This window comes from Bradyrhizobium sp. dw_78 (assembly GCF_018449525.1).
Classification (GTDB): Bacteria; Pseudomonadota; Alphaproteobacteria; order Rhizobiales; family Xanthobacteraceae; genus Bradyrhizobium.
Genome location: NZ_JAAVUS010000012.1, coordinates 20,300 through 40,965 on the forward strand (window position 1 = coordinate 20,300; position 20,666 = coordinate 40,965).

The 20,666-nt window shown below is 63.6% G+C and carries 13 protein-coding genes and 1 tRNA gene; 4 read left to right on the forward strand and 10 right to left on the reverse strand.

Annotated elements, in window-relative coordinates; translation table 11 throughout:
• Positions 1-2 precede the first annotated feature (2 nt).
• Genes HB630_RS25025 through HB630_RS25040 form a run of 4 tightly spaced genes read right to left on the reverse strand, consistent with a single transcriptional unit; the run spans position 3 to position 4,520 of the window.
• Complete coding sequence (locus HB630_RS25025; protein ID WP_218626236.1) at positions 3-743, reverse strand: amino acid ABC transporter ATP-binding protein; 741 nt, start codon at positions 741-743, stop codon at positions 3-5.
• 9 nt (positions 744-752) lie between these two features.
• Positions 753-2,273: an amino acid ABC transporter permease gene (locus HB630_RS25030; RefSeq protein ID WP_213775388.1), complete on the reverse strand. Its 1,521-nt coding sequence runs from the start codon at positions 2,271-2,273 to the stop codon at positions 753-755.
• Complete coding sequence (locus tag HB630_RS25035; RefSeq protein WP_213775389.1) at positions 2,270-3,475, reverse strand: amino acid ABC transporter permease; 1,206 nt, start codon at positions 3,473-3,475, stop codon at positions 2,270-2,272. Before HB630_RS25035 ends, HB630_RS25030 begins: the two co-directional genes overlap by 4 nt.
• A gap of 28 nt (positions 3,476-3,503) precedes the next feature.
• A complete protein-coding gene (locus HB630_RS25040) occupies positions 3,504-4,520 on the reverse strand; it encodes an amino acid ABC transporter substrate-binding protein (protein ID WP_213775390.1) in 1,017 nt (338 codons plus the stop codon).
• Between the two features lie 317 nt (positions 4,521-4,837).
• On the opposite strand from HB630_RS25040, the gene metC reads away from it, so the two are divergent.
• Positions 4,838-6,037, forward strand: a complete 1,200-nt coding sequence (gene metC, locus HB630_RS25045; RefSeq protein ID WP_213775391.1) for a cystathionine beta-lyase — start codon at positions 4,838-4,840, stop codon at positions 6,035-6,037.
• Positions 6,038-6,184: 147 nt separating this feature from the next.
• A complete protein-coding gene (locus HB630_RS25050) occupies positions 6,185-7,879 on the forward strand; it encodes a Na/Pi cotransporter family protein (RefSeq protein ID WP_213775392.1) in 1,695 nt (564 codons plus the stop codon).
• Between the two features lie 24 nt (positions 7,880-7,903).
• Here HB630_RS25050 and HB630_RS25055 read toward each other — a convergent pair whose 3' ends face one another.
• Genes HB630_RS25055 through HB630_RS25080 form a run of 6 tightly spaced genes read right to left on the reverse strand, consistent with a single transcriptional unit; the run spans position 7,904 to position 19,006 of the window.
• Positions 7,904-8,233 carry a lipid-A-disaccharide synthase N-terminal domain-containing protein gene (locus tag HB630_RS25055; protein ID WP_213775393.1) on the reverse strand — a complete coding sequence of 110 codons (330 nt, stop codon included), beginning with the start codon at positions 8,231-8,233 and terminating at the stop codon, positions 7,904-7,906.
• Positions 8,230-8,985: a glycosyltransferase family 2 protein gene (locus HB630_RS25060; protein WP_346656138.1), complete on the reverse strand. Its 756-nt coding sequence runs from the start codon at positions 8,983-8,985 to the stop codon at positions 8,230-8,232. Before HB630_RS25060 ends, HB630_RS25055 begins: the two co-directional genes overlap by 4 nt.
• A 59-nt stretch (positions 8,986-9,044) precedes the next feature.
• Complete coding sequence (locus tag HB630_RS25065; RefSeq protein WP_213775394.1) at positions 9,045-9,887, reverse strand: phosphatase PAP2 family protein; 843 nt, start codon at positions 9,885-9,887, stop codon at positions 9,045-9,047.
• Between the two features lies 1 nt (position 9,888).
• Positions 9,889-11,631 carry a glycosyltransferase family 39 protein gene (locus HB630_RS25070; protein WP_213775395.1) on the reverse strand — a complete coding sequence of 581 codons (1,743 nt, stop codon included), beginning with the start codon at positions 11,629-11,631 and terminating at the stop codon, positions 9,889-9,891.
• A gap of 50 nt (positions 11,632-11,681) precedes the next feature.
• Entirely contained in the window at positions 11,682-13,805 is a 2,124-nt protein-coding gene (gene pbpC / locus HB630_RS25075) for a penicillin-binding protein 1C (RefSeq protein ID WP_213775396.1), read from the reverse strand.
• A complete protein-coding gene (locus HB630_RS25080) occupies positions 13,802-19,006 on the reverse strand; it encodes an alpha-2-macroglobulin (RefSeq protein ID WP_213775397.1) in 5,205 nt (1,734 codons plus the stop codon). Before HB630_RS25080 ends, pbpC begins: the two co-directional genes overlap by 4 nt.
• Before the next feature lie 330 nt (positions 19,007-19,336).
• On the opposite strand from HB630_RS25080, the gene HB630_RS25085 reads away from it, so the two are divergent.
• A tRNA-Arg gene (locus tag HB630_RS25085) sits at positions 19,337-19,413 on the forward strand.
• 565 nt (positions 19,414-19,978) lie between these two features.
• Positions 19,979-20,497: a hypothetical protein gene (locus HB630_RS25090; protein ID WP_213775398.1), complete on the forward strand. Its 519-nt coding sequence runs from the start codon at positions 19,979-19,981 to the stop codon at positions 20,495-20,497.
• The last annotated feature ends 169 nt before the right edge of the window (positions 20,498-20,666 follow it).

Sequence of the window (20,666 nt, forward strand, 5' to 3'; positions counted from 1 at the left end):
GCTCACCGCAAAATCTGGCTCAAAAACAGCTTGGTTCGCGCATGCTGCGGATCGGCGAAGAAATTGGCCGGCGTGTTCGACTCCATGATCTGCCCCGCATCCATGAAGACCACACGGTTGGCGACTTCCCGGGCAAATCCCATTTCGTGGGTGACGACCAGCATGGTCATGCCTTCCCGGGCGAGATCCACCATCGTATCGAGCACTTCCTTGACCATTTCGGGATCGAGCGCCGAGGTCGGCTCGTCGAACAGCATGACCTTCGGGTTCATCGTCAGCGCGCGCGCGATCGCGACGCGTTGCTGCTGACCGCCCGACATCTGGCCGGGGTATTTATTGGCCTGATGCGGAATTTTGACCCGCTCCAGATATTTCATCGCGGCCGCTTCGGCATCCTTCTTCGGGATGTTGCGCACCCAGATCGGCGCCAGCGTGCAGTTCTCCAGCACGGTCAGATGCGGAAACAGATTGAAGCTCTGGAACACCATGCCGACCTCGCGCCGGACCTCATCGACCCGCCGCAAATTCGGCCCCAGCTCGATGCCATCGACGACGATCCGGCCTTCCTGGAATTCCTCGAGCGCATTGATGCAGCGGATCAAGGTCGATTTACCGGAACCCGACGGGCCGCAAATGACGATGCGTTCGCCCCGCCCGACTTCGAGGTTGATGTCGCGCAGCACATGAAAGTCGCCGAACCATTTGTTGAGGCCGGAAATACTGACGATGGCGTTCTCGGTCATGTCGTTTTCTCAGTGGCGGTGGGCGTTCAGCCGATGCTCGACGAACAGGGAGTAGCGCGACATTCCGAAACAGAACGCGAAGTAGATCATGCCGGTGAAAGCGAACCCCGTGAACAGCGTCGTCGGCGTGGCCCATGCCGGATCGGCGAATGACGCCCGCAATTGCCCGAGCAGATCGAACAGCGCGACGATCGAAACCAGCGAAGTATCCTTGAACAGCGCGATGAAGCTGTTGACGAGGCCGGGAATGACATGGCGCAGCGCCTGCGGCATCACGATCAGCGCCGTCGTTTTCCACCAGGACAGTCCAAGCGCGCTCGCCGCCTCGCTTTGCCCGCGCGGGATCGCCTGAAGACCGCCGCGGATCACCTCGGCGTTATAGGCGCCCGCGAATAAAGCGATACCGATCAGCACGCGCACCAGCCCATCGATGGTGAAGTTTGACGGAACGAACAATGGCAACATGTAGGTCGCGAAAAACAGCACCGTAATCAGGGGAACGCCGCGCCAGAATTCGATGAAGGCCACGGAGAAGATCCGGATCAACGGAATCGTCGAGCGCCGCCCCAAGGCCAGCACGATGCCAACCGGCATCGACGCGACGATACCGGTGACCGACACCACCAGCGTCACCAGAAGGCCGCCCCACAGCCGGGTATCGACGACAGGCAGCCCGCCATGATCGAGGCCCATGACAGCAATCACGAGACCGATGCCCGCAAAACTCGCAAGACTCATGATCAGCGCGCGCCATCCGGCGCGAACGCCGCCGCCCAGCCAGAACGCGAGGATCGAGACGATCGCGGCGGTGGCGGCGAAGTCAGACCACAGGGCATGGCGGGAGGCCTGAATGAAATCGCGAAGCCAGATCAATGGCGAGATCAAAACGGCAAGCGCGGTGGCGATGAATTCAATCAATTCGCCCAACAGAGCCAGCAACGGCCCGATCACAGCGGTCGCCTCGCCGACGCTGGCGAGCTGGCGGCCAGCCTCGCCGATGCTGTCGGCAAATCCCGAAAGGATGCTCGCGGTCCAGCCTATCCCGAAACCGCTCAATCCGCCGCCATGCAGCAGGAAAAACGCGACGACAGGAAATGCGATGAAGAACAGACCGGCGTTGAGACCCTTGGCCGGCAGCCGCGGGATCAGCAGCGGCAGCAGCAACAGCGCCGCGAGGATGAAGGTGAGGTTGACCCGCCAGCGCTCAGGCTCGGGATAAAAGCCATAGATGAATTGCGAAAATTTCGCCCGCACGTAAGGCCAGCACGCGCCGACGGCCTGTCCGGCATTCTCCGCCAGACATGCGTTGCGGTCGGTGCCGTGCCAGACCGCATCGGCCAGCAAAAATCGCAGCGACGGAACCACGATGAACCATAGCAACAATGCGCCGGCGACGGTCAACAGGATATTTGTCGGCGAGTTGAACAGGCGCGTGCGCAGAAAGCCGATGACACCGGTGGTCTTCACCGGCGCGGCGCGTTCGGGGATCAGTTCCTGCCGGACAAAGGCCCGATCGGCGGTGTCGCTCATGCGCCCAGGCTCCGGCCGAGCCGCCATCCATAGAAGTTCATGATCGCGCTGGTCAGCAGCGAAATCAAAAGATAGACGCCCATGGTGATGGCGATGATCTCAATCGCCTGCCCGGTCTGGCTCAGCGTCGTTCCCGCGAAGACCGAGAACAAATCCGGATAGCCGATCGCGACCGCCAGCGAAGAGTTTTTCGTCAAGTTCAGATACTGGCTGGTGAGCGGCGGCAAAATCACCCGCAGCGCCTGCGGCACCACGATCAGCCGCAGCACTGCCCCCCGGGTCAGCCCGAGCGATGCGCCGGCCTCCATCTGCCCCTTATGCACCGACTGGATGCCGGCGCGCACGATCTCGGCAATGAAGGCTGCGGTATAGATCGACAGCGCCAGCGTCAGCGCCACCAATTCCGGAATGACACGCGAGCCTCCGGCAAAATTGAATCCCCTCAATACCGGCAGTTCGAAGCTGAACGGGGCGCCGAACACCAGCGCCGCGAGCAGCGGCAGGCCGATCAACAAGGCGATCACATAGGGCCAGACGACCATCGGCTTTCCGCCCTCGAACAACCTTCGGCGCGCATGGATGCGCAACAGCAGCGCAGCGGCGATCGCAATCAGGATGGCAACCGCAAACGCTTCAAAACCGGGGCCCGCGATCGGGCGCGGAATCACCAGGCCGCGGTTGTTGAGAAAAACCACATCGAACAGCGAGACGCTTTGCCGGGGCGACGGCAGCGCGGCAAGCACCGCCAGATACCAGAACAGGATCTGGAACAGCAGCGGCAGGTTGCGCACCAGTTCGACATAACCGCCGGAAATCCGCGACAGCAGCCAGTTCGGCGACAGCCGGCCCAGCGCGACGACAAAGCCGATCACCGTAGCGAAGAAAATACCGATGACCGAGACCAGCAGCGTGTTGAGCAGCCCGACCAGAAACACGCGGGTATAAGTGTCCGAGCCGGAATACGGAATCAGCGACTGGCTGACGTCAAACCCCGCCGTGTTCGACAGGAAGCCGAAGCCCGAGGTGATGCGTTGCGACTGCAGATTGGCGCGGGCATTGGCCACGATCTCGTAGCCGATCCAGAGGGTGGCGGCGAGAAACAGAAGCTGAAGGACGAACCCGCTCCAGCCGGCCTGGCCGCCGAGCGCATGCCGCAGCCTGGCGATAAACTGCGATGGCGGGCGGCGGGGCTCAATGCTCATTACCGGAGGCTACAGCAGATCGCCCCGATCAGCGAATGGGCGGCGCGTATTGAATGCCGCCCTTGTTCCAGAGCTGGTTGAGCCCGCGCGCAATACCGAGCCTGGACCCGCTGCCCACATTGCGTTCATAGACTTCGCCGTAATTGCCGACCGCCTTCACGATTCGCGACACCCAATCCTTGGTGAGACCAAGCTGTTCGCCGAGATTGCCGTCGGTGCCGAACACCCTTTTCAGCTCCGGCTTGTCCGACTTCGCCATGTCGTCAACGTTTTTCTGGGTAATGCCGAGTTCTTCGGCGTCGACCATCGCAAACAAAACCCATTTCACGAGATCGAACCATTGATCGTCACCATGGCGCACCATCGGACCCAGCGGTTCTTTCGAGATCACTTCCGGAAGCACCATGTGATCGGCGGGACTGGAAAGCTTCAGGCGCTCGGCATAGAGCTGCGACACGTCGGAAGTGAAGACGTCGCAGCGCCCGGATTCATAGGCTTTTATCGTTTCATCCGCGGTGCCGAACGCGATCACCTCGTACTTCATGTTATTGCTCTTGAAGTAGTCGGCCAGATTCTGCTCGGTGGTGGTGCCGGTCTGCACGCAGACCGACGCGCTGTTCAATTCCAGCGCGGAATTCACCTTCAGCGATTTTTTCACCATAAAGCCCTGGCCGTCATAATAGGTTACGCCGGTGAAGTTGGCGCCGAGCGAGGTGTCGCGGGACAGCGTCCAGGTCGTGTCGCGCGAGAGCACGTCGATCTCGCCGGATTGCAGCGCGGTGAAGCGGTCCTTTGCCGACAGCGGAACGAATTTGACCTTGCTTGGATCGTTGAAAATGGCGGCGGCAACGGCGCGGCAGACTTCGACGTCCATTCCGGTCCAGTTGCCCTTGTCGTCGGGCAGCGAGAAGCCCGGCAGCCCCTGGCTCACCCCACAGGATAACATGCCGCGGTCCGTGACCGTCTTGAGGGTCTGCGCGTCGGCGACCCCGGTGGAAAGGCCGGCGGCAAGAGCAAGGGTGAAAACCAGGGATACGCACTTCATGGCAAGGCCTTTCAAAGGTCGTCCGGGACATGTTCGCTTATCATCGCGCGCACCAATGGGCCAACCTCGCAATCCGCCGCTGCCGATCTGACAGGCAGTTTGACGTATGGTCAGGTCAAACGATGGATCAAAAGTCGCGGCAGGCCCCTCAACATGCGGCGACGGAATAGTCACGGCATCACAGAACGGCCAGCCCGCCGGGTCAAGGGGTTGACGGCTGTCTTCTGTGTCTTGTTATTAACGGACCCAGCCCGAACCCGCCGCCCGGCGGGCCTCAAACCGGCGATGGCTGCGGCAAAACGTCTTTGGTGGCGCAGATGAATTCTTCAGGACACGATCCGCGATCGACCCCGATGAAAACCGAAACGGTGCTGGTGACGGCGGGCCGCGACACCACGGCGCAGAAAGGATTCGTCAATCCGCCGGTCGTGCATGGCTCCACCGTGCTTTACCCCACGGCGGACGACCTGCATGCCCATCGCGCCGAATTCCAGTACGGCCGTCACGGCACGCCGACGACGAAAGCGTTGCAGGAAGCCATGATGGCGCTTGAAGGCCCGCAATGCGCCGGCGTCGGCATCGTGCCCTCCGGCCTGTCGGCGATCAGCACGGCGCTGCTCTCGGCCCTCAAGGCTGGCGATCACCTCCTGGTCGGCGACAACATCTACCGGCCGTCGCGCAATTTCTGCAACGGCCTGCTCAAGCGCTATGGCGTCGAGACCACCTTTTTCGATCCCCTGATCGGCGCCGGCGTGGCAAAATTTTTCAAATCCAACACCGCTGCGGTGCTGGTCGAAGCGCCGGGCTCGCAAACCTTCGAAATGGCCGACATTCCGGCCATCGCCGGCGTCGCGCACACGCATGGCGCGATCGTGATCGACGACAACACCTGGGCGACCCCGGTTTATCGCCGCGCGCTGGAGCAAGGCGTCGACATCAGCCTGCAGGCCGCGACCAAATATATCGGCGGACATTCCGACATCATGTTCGGGACCATTTCAGCCAATGCAAAGACCTGGCCGCGCCTGGTCGAGACCATTCGCGAACTCGGCGTTTGCGCAGGGCCGGATGACGTGTTCCTCGCGCTGCGCGGCCTGCGCACGCTTTCGGTGCGGCTGGCGCATCACCAGCGGTCCGGGCTCGAGATGGCGCGCTGGCTCGCGGCACGGCCGGAAGTCCTGCAGGTGTTGCACCCTGCGCTGGAAAGCGATCCCGGCCATGCGATCTGGAAACGCGACTTCAGCGGTGCGTCCGGCCTGTTCAGCATTGTGCTCAAACCAGCGCCGCAGAAAGCCGTCGACGCCTTGCTCGACACCGTCAGGCTGTTCGGCATGGGTTATTCCTGGGGGGGCTTCGAGAGCCTCGTCATCCCCTTCGACTGCGACGGCTATCGCTCCGCGACCACGTGGGCGCCCGGCGGTCCGGCGCTGCGGCTGCATATCGGGCTGGAGAATGTCGAGGACCTCAAGGCCGACCTCGAGCGCGGGTTTGCCGCATTCAACGCCGCCAACTCTTGAGAAGCGGCTTTTGGCGTCTTAACTATGCGCGATTGCTGCGGGCCAGACGCCGCAATTCGGAACGATCTGGCACATAAAAAGATTGATCTGCGGTCATTTGGCGATAGCCTGACCCTTTGACTCGCTCACATCCAGAACTGGACGATCATGGGAAGCCTCGTTCTTCTCGACTTAATGGGTGGCGTTGCGTTGCTGCTGTGGGGCCTGCACATGGTCCACAGCGGCATTCTGCGCGCGTTCGGGCCCGATCTGCGCCTGCTGCTGGCGAACGCGCTGAACAACCGCTTCACCGCCTTCGCCGCCGGCGTCGGCCTGACCGCTCTGCTCCAAAGCAGCACCGCGACCGCCCTGATCACGAGTTCGTTTACGGCCGAGGGCCTCGTCAGCCTGGTCCCGGCGCTGGCGATCATGCTCGGGGCCAATGTCGGCACCACGCTGATCGTCCAGGCGTTGTCGTTCAATATCTCCGCAGCGGCTCCGGTCCTGTTCGTCTTCGGCCTCGTCGCATTCCGCAGCGGCGCGCGCTCGCGCATCAAGGATATCGGCCGCGTCTCGATCGGGCTCGGCCTGATGCTGCTGGCGCTACATATCCTGCTCGATACGTTGGCGCCCGCGGAGAACGCGCCCAGCGTTCGGGTGCTGATGGGCGCCATCACCGGCGATCCCGTCCTCTGCATCATCATCGGCGCGCTCGTCACCTGGGCGGTGCATTCAAGCGTGGCCAGCGTGCTGCTGATCATGTCGCTGGCCTACGCGCAGTTCATCACGCCTTACGCTTCCCTGGCGCTGGTGCTCGGCGCCAATCTCGGCAGCGCGATCAACCCGGTATTCGAGGGCGCGCGGCGCGACAATCCCGCGAGCTACCGCCTTCCCCTCGGCAATCTGATCAACCGGGTGGTGGGCGTGGCGCTGGTCGCGCCGTTTCTGCGGCCGATCGCCGATCTGTTGCAGACCTGGCAACCCGATCTCGCCAAGATGACCGCAGAATTTCACATCGCCTTCAACGTGGCGACGGCGATTGTCTTCATCGGCCTGCTCGACAACATGGCCCGGCTCTTGAAAAACCTGCTGCCGAAGCGGGTCCAGGAAACCGATCCGTCGCGGCCGCGTTATCTCGACGACAGCGCGCTTGAAACGCCTTCGCTGGCGCTGGCCGACGCCGCGCGCGAAACCCTGCACATGGGCGATCTCGTCGAGGTCATGCTGCGCAAGGTGATGACGGCGATGATGAGCAACGACCGTGTGCTGCTCGACCAAGTCTCCAAGATGGATAACGGCGTCGACCATCTCGACGAGGCGATCAAGCTTTACGTGACCAAGCTGACGCGGGGCAGCCTCGACGAGCACGAGGGGCGGCGGGCGATGGAGATCATTTCCTTCACCATCAACCTCGAACATATCGGCGACATCATCGACAAGAACCTGAGCGAACTGGCCGCCAAGAAGCTCAAGCACCGTTTCCAGTTTTCGCCGGAAGGCGCCGAAGAACTGTCGGCATTCCACAAGCGAACCATGGACTCGCTGCGAATCGCATTCGGCGTCTTCATGTCGGGCGATGTCAACGAAGCCCGCAAGCTGCTGGCGGACAAGGCGGCGCTGCGCAACACCGAGCTTGCCGCCGTCGAGCGGCATCTGGACCGGCTGCGCGAAGGCCGGCCTGAGACGATCGAGACCACCTCGCTGCATCTCGACGTGCTGCGCGATCTGCGCCGAATCCACTCGCATATCTGCTCGGTGGCGTATCCCGTCCTCGACGCGGCCGGCGAACTGCCGGCCTACCAGCGCGCTGAGACGGATATGGCGGCCTTGCCCGCATCCGCGGCGCATCCTTTGCCGCGCTGATATTTGTCGGAGGGCTGATATCGGTCAGTGGCCGGAGGATCTCTCGCGGACCGTTAAAATGATGAAATAAACATTGCGGATATAGACCAGGAGGCCGAGCGCCTGGCCTGCGATAAAGACCGGGTCCCTGCGATACAACGCGTAAACCAACAGCAACGAGCCGCCGCCGATCGAGAAAAACCAGAACGCCACCGGGATTACGCTCCTGCGCGCGCGTTCGGACGCAATCCACTGCACCACGAAGCGCATGGTGAAAAGTCCCTGCGCCACAAATCCCAGCAAGACCCAGGCATCGAACTTGATGACGAAGACGTCATGCAGATAGGCGGCGAGAGAGTTGAACAGCCCGGTCATCGCGTTACCTCGGTCACAACAGGTGTCGGTTTCTTGCGGCGGATCAGCCACCATACGCCCGCAAGATCCATGATTCCGATCCACAGCCGATCGAAAAAACCGTAATTCGACACGCCCGAACGGCGCGGCCGGTCGACGACGTCGACATAGGCGATCTCGTATCCCTCGCGGCGGACCAGCGCCGGAAGAAACCGGTGCAGCCCGTCGAAATAGGGCATCATCAGGAACACATCGCGCCGGAATGCCTTCAGGCCGCACCCGGTGTCGCGGGTGCCGTCACGCAGGATGGCGTTGCGCACGCCATTGGCGATCCGGGACTGGAGCTTCTTGAAACCGGTGTCCTTGCGCCCTACCCGCTGCCCGGCAGCGAGACCGACGCGGTCGCCGCCCTTCTCGATCGCCGCAATCAAATCCGGCAGGAATGCCGGATTGTTCTGCCCGTCGCCGTCGAGCGTCGCCACGATGGCGCCGCGCGCGGCGCGGACCCCGCTGCGTACCGCCGCCGACTGGCCCGAGGATATCGCGTGATGGAACTGACGCAGATTGCCGCGCTGCTGCATGGCGGCGGCGATCCGCGCGGCGGTCGCATCGGTCGAACCGTCATTGACGTAGATGATCTCGTAAGACCATCGGCCATCGAGCGCCGCGGCGATTTCCGCGATCAGCGGCGCCACGTTCTCGGCCTCGTTGCGCACCGGCACAACGATGGAAACGGCTACGGCTGCGTTGTCGGAGGAAACCAAATTCAGCACTCGTCGTTTGCGTTGGACCGGTGGGAAACCGGCTGGGCCGGACTTTGCGGCGCCCGCTTTTATGGGGCGGACGCCCCACGGGCAACCCCTTTGCGCGGTCCGGTTCGGGCGAGCGGCGGCGCGATGGCGCCGTCGCGGCCGATGACGAATCCGAGGCGGCGCGCCGCAAACCAGTACCGCACACCCATCGCGCCGATCACCCCGATCAAGGCGCCGCCAGCCACGTCACTGGGATGGTGCGCCAGCAGCACGAGACGCGAGCCCAGGATCAGCAGGACGTAGGCCACCACCGCGCCCCTCGCCTGCGGCCATACGGCGGAGACCGCAAAGGCCAGCGCCGCGCTGGCAATGGCATGCCCTGACGGAAAGCTGGCATAGGCTTCGGTTCCGGCAAAATGGACAAAGTTGAACGCATTGGCCTTGCCGCCGACAAACGGGCGGCCGCGCCCGACGATCCACTTGATGACCTCGCCCGCGAGAACCGGGACCAGCACGGCCAGAAAGAAAAACTGCAAGTCGGTGCCAAGGCGCAATAGCCGGGACCGCGCGGCTCCCCGTAATGCCGGCGCGATACAGGTAACGGCAACCAACGCCACGGCCAGCAGCGACAGCACATTGGCGTCTTTTCCGAAATCCGTAATGATGCGGGCTGGCCAAAGGCCGGGGGTGCCGCGCGGCGGCATCAGGCCGATCTCGTAAGCGTCCAGCGCGTACATCAGCGCAACGACGGCGATGCCGCCGGCCACGATCAACAGTAACGCCTGGCGCGCAAATCTCCGCGCCGCCTCGGTTGCTTGCGGATGCGATGCCGGGCGCAGCAATTGCACCGCCGATTGCCGTACCAGGCCCGAAAGACGCGAAACATAGCTGGAGGATTCGCCGGTCACGGCGGGCTCGGACATCTTACTCCGTGCCTTCGGAGCGGAAGATCGAGATCGAGATCGGGCGTCCCTGCGAGATATTATAGCCCTCGATGCGCGTCGCCATGTTGTAGCGCAAGCCGATGGCCTCGGCGCGTTGCCCGAAGGCCCGTTCGGAGCGGGCTTCAACCAACGCGAAGCGGCACGTGCCGTGGCTGAGAAAATCCGCAGCGCCCGAGCCGTCGGTCAGCACCGTCGAGGTCCCGGTCATGAACACCAGACTCGGCTCCTGGAAACCCGCGGCCGCCGCCTGCGGTCCGACGCAGACAACGTTGCGCAGCGCACGCGCAACCTCCGCGCTCGGAAACAGCGGGGTCAGCGCCGGCACCACGACGCCATAGATGGCGAAGGCCAGAAACAGCGCCGCGACCACGGCATTGAGCAGCGAGCGTTCGGCGCGATTGTCGTCAAACAGCCACCACGCGAACAATCCGAAGATCAGCGCCGCGCCGACGAACGGCCACGCCAGAAATACCGGCTGGCGCATCACCGTCACCGCGCCGATCACGGCAATGACGGACGTCAGCGCCGGAATGGCAAACCACCAGGCCGCGCCGCGCCGAAGCCAGGATCGCGACAGCACATGGCGCTCCATCGCGCCGACGGTCAGGATCGCGATCGGCGGATAGAGCGGCAGCACGTAATGCGGCAGCTTGGTCAGCACCAGTTCGAACACGATCCAGGACGGGATCAGCCAGGCCAGCAGATATTGCGCGCCGGGCTCGCGCCGCGCCCGCCAGACCGCCGGCGCCGCCATCGCGGCCAGCGGCGCTCCGGGCCAGAACGTGATCCAGAACAGCAGCAGATAAAGGCCCGGCGGCGCACCGTGGGATTCCTGCGCCGACAGCTTGCTCAGCATGTCGCCGCCGACCGAATCCGCGAAGAACGCGTCTCCCGAGCGCCAGACGATCGCAACGAACCAGGGCAGCACCAGAACCAGCATCCACATCAGCCCCCAGAGCGGGCGCAGGCGCCAAAGCCAGTTCGCCGACCGATCGAGGATCGCGAGCGTCAGAATCGTCAGTCCCGCGAACATCAGGATCAACGGCCCCTTGATCAGGATGCCGCCGGCCAAAGCGGTCCAGAAGATCGCAGGCCAGTTCCACGGCGGATGCTCGGGATCCTCGCCGCGCTGCCAGGACAAATACACCCGCGCCAGCGCCCCCATGGCCGCCACGACCGTGAGCAGCAGCATGGCGTCGGTCTTGGCAAGCCGCGCTTCGACGCTGAGCAGCACCGAACTGGCCAGAATCAGCGCGGCAAATACCGCGCCGCGCCGCGTCACAAAGGCCAAGGCGGTCCAGTAGGTCAGCAGCACCGCGCCGGTCGCGCCGATCAGCGAGGGAATGCGGTAGATCCAGATCCGGAGCTGGGCGCGCGGCAGGCCGAGCGCCGATGCGGTTTCGACCGCCGCCGCCTGCAACCAGTAGATGCCGACCGGCTTCTTGTAACGCACGTCATCCTGGAAGCGGATGTCGACAAAATCGCCGGTCTCGACCATCTGCTTGGTCGCCTGCGCGAACCTTGCCTCGTCGCGGTCGATCGGCGGGATGTTGAAAAATCCCGGCAGGAACAGCAACAAACAGCATAGCGCCAGGAAGGCGATCGAACGGATATGGCTGGCGGTGACAACGTCGATCACGCCCATCAGCCGGCTCCCCGGATTCACCCGGTTCGTCGGCTCACGCGGCTCTCCAAAACGGGGGCGGGCATAGGTTTCGACCATCGGGTCCGCATACGCCGAAACCACTATCGGGACAACCGGTTAGCGGAGCTCTATTGAATTCTGACAACAACTGTGTCCGCGGCGCCCGTGGCGTCGATCACGGTCAGTCTGACAAAGCCCGGCCCGGGCGGATTGACCAGGCGCTGGCGCCGGCTGTCGATTTGCCCCGCCGCCATGCCGTTGACCAGCATCGTCATTGGCGGCACGCCGCCGGCAATTTTTACGGGCATGGCCGAGAAATTGCCCTCACTGGAGCCGGAGACATCGATCCGGGAGCCGTTCAGCGGAAACTGGATGTGCGGCGCCTGCTCGCTGCCGGTCCGAACCAGTTCCCCTAACGGGCGAAATCGCCGCAGCGGCAATGGAAGCCCGGCATTGCTCGCGATCAGCACGCCCTTCGGAGGCCTCGGCAGCGGCATCGGCAGCTTTCCGGTGCGCGCAAAGGCGTCGAACAGGATGGGCGCGGCCGCCGTGCGTCCCACGAGCCCCGGAACCGGCGCCCCGTCGGGACGCCCGACCCAGACCCCGATGGTCATGCGGCCGTCGAAGCCGACCGACCAGGCATCGCGATAGCCGTAGCTGGTTCCGGTCTTGAACGCGATCCGGCGTTGCGGGGCATTTTCCGGCGGCGGCGTGCCCATCAGCACGTTGCCGACCTGCCAGGCCGCGGCCTGATCCATCAGCCGCAACGGATCGCGCGGCCCGTCTCCGGCATCGACGATCTCGCGCAACGGCCGCGTGGTGCCGAGCCGGGGGAAACCCAAATAGAGCTGAACAAGGTCCTGCAGGGTGATACCGACGCCCCCGAGCCCCATCGCCAATCCCGGCACTTCGTCTTTCGGCAGCACCAGATTGCCGCCCGCCTGTTTCAGCCGCGAGGCCAGGCGGCTCGCGCCGACCCGGTCGAGCAGCGCGATGGCCGGCACGTTGAGGGACAGTTGCAGGGCCTTGCGCACCGGCACCGTGCCCTGGAAGGTCATATCGAAATCCTGCGGCGCGTAGTCGCCGAACCGGATCGGCCGGTCATCGATCAGGCTTTCCGGATGCACGAAGCCGTCTTCGAAGGCCAGGCCGTAGATGAACGGCTTCAGCGTCGATCCCGGCGAACGGACCGCGCGGGTCATGTCCACCTGCCCCGCGCGATGCGCATCGAAATAATCGGGCGAGCCGACCCGTGCCAGCACATCACCGCTCGCGTTGTCGACCACGAGAATACCGACGGAAATATTCGGACCCAGCGCGATGGCGCGATCGCGCGCCAATGCCTCGATCGCCCTTTGCACATTGGCATCCAGCGTCAGCGAAATGACGGGAATGCCCTTGAGCGTCGAGACGGCCCGATCGGCGGAATGCGGCGCCAGGATCGGGATCGACTGGCGTAGCCGCGGCACCGGCACCGCTTTCGCCGCAACCGCATCCTCCGCCGAGATCTGGCCGTCCTCGACCATGCGGTCGAGGACGCGGTCCCGCGCCAGTCGCGCCTTGTGCGGATGGCGATCCAGCCGCCGGTTTTCCGGCGATTGCGGCAGAGCGACCAACAGCGCCGCCTCCGCCAGCGTCAGCCGCTTCGGCTCCTTGCCGAAATAGGCAATCGAGGCGGCACGAATGCCTTCGAGATTGCCGCCATAGGGCGCCAGCGTCAGATAGAGATCGAGAATCTGGCCCTTGCTCAGTTCATGCTCGATCTCGATCGCGCGCACCATCTGGCGCAGCTTGGCATGAACCGAGCGCTTCCGGCGCGGCTCCAGCAGCCGCGCCAGCTGCATCGTGATCGTCGAACCGCCGGAAACGATGTGGTCGCGGGTCAGAAGTTGCAACGCGGCGCGTCCCAACGCCCACGGATCGACGCCGTCATGCGAATAGAAGCGTTTGTCTTCATACGCGAACAGCAGCTTGAGATAGACCGGATCGACGTCTTTCTTCGCGTCGACCGGCAGCCGCCAGCGTCCGTCAGCCATCGCATAGGCGCGCAGCAATTTGCCGTTGCGATCGAGGACCGTCGTCGAAACCTGCCGCGCTTGCGCCAGCGGCAACGGTCCGAGCGAGATGGCCCATGCTGCGAAGACGCCAACCAGGAGCAAGATCATTGCCGCCGACACGGCTGCGATGAGATTGATCCGACGCCAGCGGCGTTTCGGCGGGACTGTCGGCGCAATGGTTTCCACAACGCTCATTTCGCCGCGCTGACCTCGACCGTGCCGGTGCCGGTCCGGCCATAGCGCGAGGGATTGTACATGTCCTCGACATAGGCCTGCGGCAGCACATATTTGCCCGGCGACACCGCGCGGACCACATAGGCCACGGTGAACACCGACTTGTCGTTGGCGGCACGATCGATCGCGGCGGTAAAGCGGTCGTCGCGGAATTCGGTGTTCTGGGGTTCCTCGCCATCCTCGATCCAGTCCAGCGTGCCGCTATCGCCCGACGAGACCAGATGCGGATTGTCGATCTCAAGCCCCGCCGGCAGATAGTCCGAGACCATGATGTGGCCGAACTCCGGCCGCGGCTCGGTGACCCTGAGAACGACAGCGAAGCGATCGTTCTGCCGGGCCCTGGAGATATCGGCCGGCTTGCCGTCGAGCGTGAAATAGTTGCGTTCGATCTTGAAGCCGTTCGAGGCTGGAGGCTCCGGCGTGACCGGCGACCCGCTTACGGAGACCACGACCTGCACCGGCATATCGCCGGTATTGGTGATCTTGACCGGCTTTCCCGCCATCTCGGAGGCCTGGTAGCTGCGGTACAGCGCGGTCTTGACCGGCGCTCCGTCGACATCCAGCGCCAGCGTCTCCTTCGCCAGCGCCCGCGCCGCCAGCACCAGCCAGGCGTCCTCCTGGGTCGAGGTGTAAGGCGTCAGCCCACGCGCCACCTCGACGCGTTCGACCGCCTGGGTCAGCGTCGCATGCGGCGCGTTGCCTTCGCTGGCAAGCGACACCAATGCGGCGGCATCGCGCAGCGCGCTGCCATAGTCGGTCCGGCCAAATTCCAGCGCCGGTTTCGGCGATAGGCTCTCCAGCGCCGCCGCATAGACCCGCTCCGCCCGCGCCTTGTCGCCGACCAGCGCCAGCGCCGCCGCCAGTTGCGATCTGGCGATCGGGGTAGCGAGGTTGTTCAGCTTGGTATCGGCGAGGTAGCGCAGATCGCCGATCGGCGCGGCGCCGTTACGGGCAAGCACATAGAGGCCGTAGGCCAGATTGCGGCCGCCATCCTTTTCCGGCTCATCGGCGTTCACCACCGAATTGCGGATGCGGTCGAGCGCGCTCCTGAACAGCACATCCGGCACCGCAAATCCTTTTTCGCGGGCGCGGGTCAGGAAGTCCGTGACATAGGCGTCAAGCCAGGCGTCGTCGCCGCCGGACGACCACAGCCCGAACGAGCCATTCGAGCCTTGCCGCGCCAACAGCCGGTCGATCGCATCCTTGACGCGCTGATCGACCGCCGTGTCCATCGCCAGATGCGCCCCCGCCGCGAGATCGTTGACATAGAGCAGCGGCATCGCGCGGCTGGTGATCTGCTCGGAGCATCCGTACGGGTAGCGGTCGAGCGCTTTCAGAATGGTGGCGGCGTCTAGCGCGGTGGAGAGGCTGGCGGACAGCGAAACGCTGCCGGTGCCCGGCACCAGGTCGGAGAACATATCCGAGGTGAGCGTCAGGCTCTCGCCCTTGGCCAGCGTCCGGATCGAACGGCGCGCCAGGATTTGCGTCGCCGCCTTGACGTCGAGCGCATAATGCCGCGCCAATGTCGGTCCGTTCGGTCCCTTGATATCGACATCGATCGCGGCCGTGCCGGTGCCGGCGGCATCCAACGCCAGCGACATCGAACTCCGCTGCCCGGCCTTGAGACTGGCCGTGGTCGAGGGATTGCCGCTGACCTTGACCGGGCCCGACGCCGTTACCTTGACCGTGTAATCGCCGGGCGCGCCTTCGACATTGTCGAGGTCGTAGCTCATGGTGCCGTGATCGCCATCGAGCAGGAAGCGCGGCAGCGTCGTCGTCAGCACCACAGGGTCTCGCACCGTGACGTCGGTGGAGGCCCTGCCGAGCTTGGTCGCGGTCCAGGCCACCGCCATCACGCGTGCGGTGCCGGCAAATTCCGGAATGTCGAAACTGACTTCAGCGGTGCCGTCCGCCGCGACGGTGACGATTCCCGAATACAGCGCCAGCGGCTTCTGGGTCGGCGGGCTGCCCTGCAACTCCGCGCCTGCGGAATCGCCGCCGGTCCTGATCTGGCCGCGGGTGCCCTGCATGCCGTCGATCAACTGCCCATAGAGATCGCGGATTTCCGAAGTCAGGCGGCGCTGGCCTAGATAGTAGTCATCCGGCGTCGGCGGCTTGTAATTGGTCAGATTGAGGATGCCGACATCGACCGCCGCGACGACGATTTTGGCGTCCTCGCCGGGACTTAGTCCCCCAAGCTTGACCGGAATCTTCAGTGTCGAGCCTGGACGCACCAGGGATGGCGGCGAAAGGCTGACGTCCAGCGTGCGCGTCTTCCTGTCGATACCGAACCATTTCAGTCCGATCGACCGGCCCGGCATCCGCAGCGCCGCGGTGTCCATCGGCCGGCGCAGCGTCGCCACCACATAGGCACCGGTGCCCCAATCCCTGCCGATAGGAATTTTGACCTGTGAGGTGCCTTCCTTGACGTCGGCGGTCTGGGTCGTCAGCAAGCGGTCGCCGAGCACATTGACGGTCAGCTTGCCGGCCACGCGCGCGTTGACCGAGACCGTCATGGTGTCGCCGGATTGATAGTCCGGCCGGTCGATCGAGGTCTCCAGCAGATCCGGTGTGTCGGCACTGCCATCGGAGTACCAGCCGACGTCGAACTGCACCGAGGTCAGCGGCCCGTCGGCGTCCGCCGTCTTGACGTCGAGGCGATAGCGGCCCGGCTGTGGCGACAGCGTGACGCGCGCGGGTTTGTCGGCGGCAACGATGAGATCGCCATCGGTCACCCGCGTGGTCGATTTCACCGGCTCGTAATCCCAAGATGAATTCTGCCGGTACCATTGGTAATGGGATTCGATCTTCAGGAGCTCGTAGCGCAGCCCGTCGCGCGGCAACGGCTTGCCATCCGGCGCGACGAACACGACATCGAAGGCGGCCTTGTCGCCCTCCGCAACGTTCTTGTCGGCGAACAACGGCTTGACGCCGATCATAGCGGCGGTAGGCGCCACCGGTAGCACCAGTTTGCGCTCGACCGCGCGGCCGCCGGCTTCCGCCATGCGGATGAAGATCTGGGCTTCCTGCGGGCGGGTCGAACCAGGCGGCTTGTCGAGGCTCACCGGGAAGGTCGCGACGCCGCTGGCATCGGTCGCCGGCAGGTTCTCGATCGGCGTCCGCTCGTTGCTGGCGGTCTCCTCGTCGTCGACGCCGAACTGGTAGCCGGGGTAACCGGGCCGTTCCGCCGCCTGCGCGACCAGCATGTCGCCTTCGAGCTGGAGCTCCGAGGCAGGAGCGCCATAGAGGAAATGCCCCTCGACCTTCAGCTCCACAGGAGCTTCGGCTTTGATGGCTTTGTCTTTGCTGGACAGATCGAATTCAATCCGCTCGGGAATGTAATCCTCGACCATGAAGGTGGTTTCGCCGACCGTCGAGGCCTTGGGATCGGTAAAGGCGCTCACCCGCCAGGTCCCGGCCGGCACGGCGGAATTGAGCGGCACCGCCAGGGTGCGCCCACCGGCGCCCTGATCGGCCAGCACGGCGCGCCGGAACTCGACGCCATCAGGACGCTCGATCACCAGCGTCAGCGGTCCGCCGGTGACGGCATTGCCCTGCCCGTCGCGCAGCAACGCCGTGAGATAGACCGTCTCGTTGGAGCGATAGACGCCGCGCTCGGCATAGACGAAGGCATCGGCGCCTGCGGGCACCGCCCGCCCCGAAACGCCGCGGTCCGACAGATCGAAGGCGTCGCTCTTCAGGCTGAGGAAAGCGTAGTCGGCCTTGTCGCTGGTCACTGTCAGCAGCGCTGGCGCCAGACCGCCCTCACCGCGCGCCAGCCCGGCCTCGAACAACACATGGCCGGATTCGTCGGTCTTGCGGGTGGCGAGGATTTCGTTGTTGCGCGCGATCAGCCGCACCTCGGCCTTCCCGACCGCGTCCGTCGTCGTCAGCGAATTGACGAACACATGGATGCCGTCATTGCCCGAGAACGCGGTCAGCCCGAGATCGGAAACGATGAACCATTGGGTCGCGAGTTGGCCGTCATCATCGCTGCCCGCCCCTTTGGGAGCTGCGGTCATGACGTAGACGCCCGGCTGCAGATCGCCGAGCGCCTGGTCCACCGGGAACGCCGTGGTGACGTCCTCGTTGAGCGTGGCCGCGGTGGCGAGTTCGCCCGACCAGACCTTGACGCCGCGCTCATTGCCCAGGTCGGAAAGCTGGTAGGCGTTCAGCTGCTGCTGGAAATCGCTGCCGATCACCGTATTGATCAGGTTGCGATCGCCGATCCTGAACACATTCACCTTCACCGCCGGCGTGTTGACGCTGACCAGCGGAATGCCGCGCTGGCCGGCGCGCGGCAGCACATAGGCCCGTCCGGTGAAGCGCACGAACGGCTTGCGGTCGCGCACATAGATGTTGAATTCGGCGGACTTCGGCAGCGTCTCCTTGACGATGGACGGCAGCCCGGCGCGCAGATCGACGGTGTAGCGCTCGCCGTGCTTCAGGCCGTCGACGCAAAGCTGCTTCTCTTCCGCCGACAGCGCCGGCTTGTCGGTGCCGGCCAGCGCCACGAACGGGGTGAAGTCGGTGCGCTTGGCGAGATCCTCGGAGAACTGGAAGCAGGCGCGCGGTGAAGCCGCGTCGGAATCGACGCTGTAATCGAGCAAGCGGAAACCATGTTCGTCGCGCATCTTTTCATATTGTTCGCGAACGTCGGCGACCTCGCGCAGATCGAGCGACAGCCGCAGCGCGTCCAGCGCCGGCCGCCACAGCTTGCGCTCGGACATCGTGCGGCCCAGCACCGCCAAAGCGTCCGCCTCCTCGCCTGCATTGCCGGCGCGCTGATAGGCGATGTAGGCCGCGGTCGAGGCGCGCTCCAGAAGAAACGTCTCCTCGCTCGCGTTGGAAGGCTTGATCTGGAAAATGGTCCGCGCCAGCCTAAGCCAGTTGGCGCTGTCATCGGGCGAGATCGCGGCGATCTGCCCCAGGATCTGCAAGCCATTGCGGAAATCGCTTCGTTTGAAGGCGGCGTCGGCATCGGTCCGCAGCGTCGCGGCAGACCTGGAAACCGGCCCCGCCTCGCTCTTGATCTGGGCTTCCAGCTTGATCGCCGCATCGGCCAGATCGTCACGTTTGAAGGCCTTGTCCGCGGCCTGCGCCGCCACCAGACCAAACACCAGGGTGGCGCACAGCGTCACAGCGCGAATCAAACCGGTCATGATGAGACTCCGTGCGCGGACCAGGGCCGCGTATCGACCAAAAATGCGCGAAAAGGGTGACGGACCTATGGTCCCGAAACAGGGCGGTGAAAAGGTCGCATGCGGCATGGCCAGGACAGGTTTCCATCGCGCCGGATCGGTGCGGTACAGCGAAGGTACAGGTAGAGCGGCAGGCGCGATCCACCTTGGTCGATGGATCGGCCAAAATGGTTCGGATAGACTTAGCCGCAAGATAGTCTTGGCCATAAATGGACTTGTAAATCGGCTTGGCGGCGAGGCGGATTTTTCATATTGGCCGTGGTATGAAGGCCGGGCGATCGGTCGCCATACGATCCCATAGCTCAACTGGATAGAGTAGCGGATTTCTACTCCGCGGGTTGCAGGTTCGAATCCTGCTGGGATCGCCAAAATTTTCTGCCCCTAATGATTTCAATAGCTTATCCATCGTTTTGGCTCGCCGGTTCAAAAGTGAGCCAATGCTTGTTCCAGCACTGAGCTTCGCCGCCCCCGCACCATGAGATTTCAGTTCGCAGCTTTCGGGAAAAACTGAGCCTGCGAGATCAACGTCCAGCGAAACCACACCATCAATTGAGATCGGTTGACCGCTGCGGCCTGCCATCCCAAGCCGACACTACGGCTGAGAGCGTGCCACCACTGAGCTCGTCGCTGAATAGCTGGACAGGGCACAGCGGATCTTTGCCATCATCCCTTGCTCTGTTGCCGAGCGAGCCGCGGCGATTTTGCCTCGATCCGCGCTCCGCCTCGAAACGCGCCTCAACAGACAGTACGGCAACCCGACGCGGATACCGCTTCGGCTTCGCTCTCTTCCCGTACCGAGGAGCTACGCCGGATTGTGAACGAGAAATAACTTTCATCGGCCGAGTGCATAAATCTAGCCGCAACTCTAATTGACAACACTTCGTCGGCTGGCCAGATTGAGATCAGTAAAAGTGCAACTGCTGGGTGGCGTAGATGATGAAGCGGAAGGTATTCGGATTGGCCGCAGCGGCGGCGCTTGTGTTGGCCACAGTTTCAGCGGCGCAGGCGGAGGTGACTTATACATTCTCGGGCGATTTTCAGACCAGCATCTTCAATCCGCCAAATGCTTCATTCAGCATCACTGTTCCCGATTTTATCACCTCGGATACGACATTCACTGCAGCGCAAAGCAATCTCGCGTGCGGAGACAATTTTGTCCAATGCACCGGAGTCAGCTTCGTGACTGACTACCCAGGGCAGGACGCGATAACCATCAACTTCATCGCGGGCAACACCGCCGAGACTGAAAACTATTACTTCGCACCAGATGCCTTCACCACTATTGGCTCATTTCCACAGGATGGCGGTGCCTTTGCAAACAACGGCACTCTGGTAACTGCCGTTCCCGAACTATCCACATGGGCGATGATCATTCTCGGTTTCGCTGGCATCGGCTTCATGGCTTGTCGCCGCCGACGTGCTGGTGGACGGTCAGCATTCGCTGCGGCCTAATCCTCGATTCTCTCGTCAATCCGAAGAAAGAGGCCGCCTTCGGGCGGTCTTTTTGCTTGTTATGGCCGCCGCTATTGCAGCCAGCTCTTATTCGATTCGCGGAAAGCGGGGGGCTAACCACATGAAGTTTGTCTCAGACGGCCGATATGGTTGAGTTAGACATCCGTCT

What these genes read in the sequence shown, in the direction of transcription:
- HB630_RS25025 (WP_218626236.1), bottom strand. Translation starts at nt 743, where the DNA reads ATGACCGAGAACGCCATCGTCAGTATTTCCGGCCTCAACAAATGGTTC.
- HB630_RS25030 (WP_213775388.1), bottom strand. Translation starts at nt 2,273, where the DNA reads ATGAGCGACACCGCCGATCGGGCCTTTGTCCGGCAGGAACTGATCCCC.
- HB630_RS25035 (WP_213775389.1), bottom strand. Translation starts at nt 3,475, where the DNA reads ATGAGCATTGAGCCCCGCCGCCCGCCATCGCAGTTTATCGCCAGGCTG.
- HB630_RS25040 (WP_213775390.1), bottom strand. Translation starts at nt 4,520, where the DNA reads ATGAAGTGCGTATCCCTGGTTTTCACCCTTGCTCTTGCCGCCGGCCTT.
- metC (WP_213775391.1), top strand. Translation starts at nt 4,838, where the DNA reads ATGAATTCTTCAGGACACGATCCGCGATCGACCCCGATGAAAACCGAA.
- HB630_RS25050 (WP_213775392.1), top strand. Translation starts at nt 6,185, where the DNA reads ATGGGAAGCCTCGTTCTTCTCGACTTAATGGGTGGCGTTGCGTTGCTG.
- HB630_RS25055 (WP_213775393.1), bottom strand. Translation starts at nt 8,233, where the DNA reads ATGACCGGGCTGTTCAACTCTCTCGCCGCCTATCTGCATGACGTCTTC.
- HB630_RS25065 (WP_213775394.1), bottom strand. Translation starts at nt 9,887, where the DNA reads ATGTCCGAGCCCGCCGTGACCGGCGAATCCTCCAGCTATGTTTCGCGT.
- HB630_RS25070 (WP_213775395.1), bottom strand. Translation starts at nt 11,631, where the DNA reads ATGGTCGAAACCTATGCCCGCCCCCGTTTTGGAGAGCCGCGTGAGCCG.
- pbpC (WP_213775396.1), bottom strand. Translation starts at nt 13,805, where the DNA reads ATGAGCGTTGTGGAAACCATTGCGCCGACAGTCCCGCCGAAACGCCGC.
- HB630_RS25080 (WP_213775397.1), bottom strand. Translation starts at nt 19,006, where the DNA reads ATGACCGGTTTGATTCGCGCTGTGACGCTGTGCGCCACCCTGGTGTTT.
- HB630_RS25090 (WP_213775398.1), top strand. Translation starts at nt 19,979, where the DNA reads ATGATGAAGCGGAAGGTATTCGGATTGGCCGCAGCGGCGGCGCTTGTG.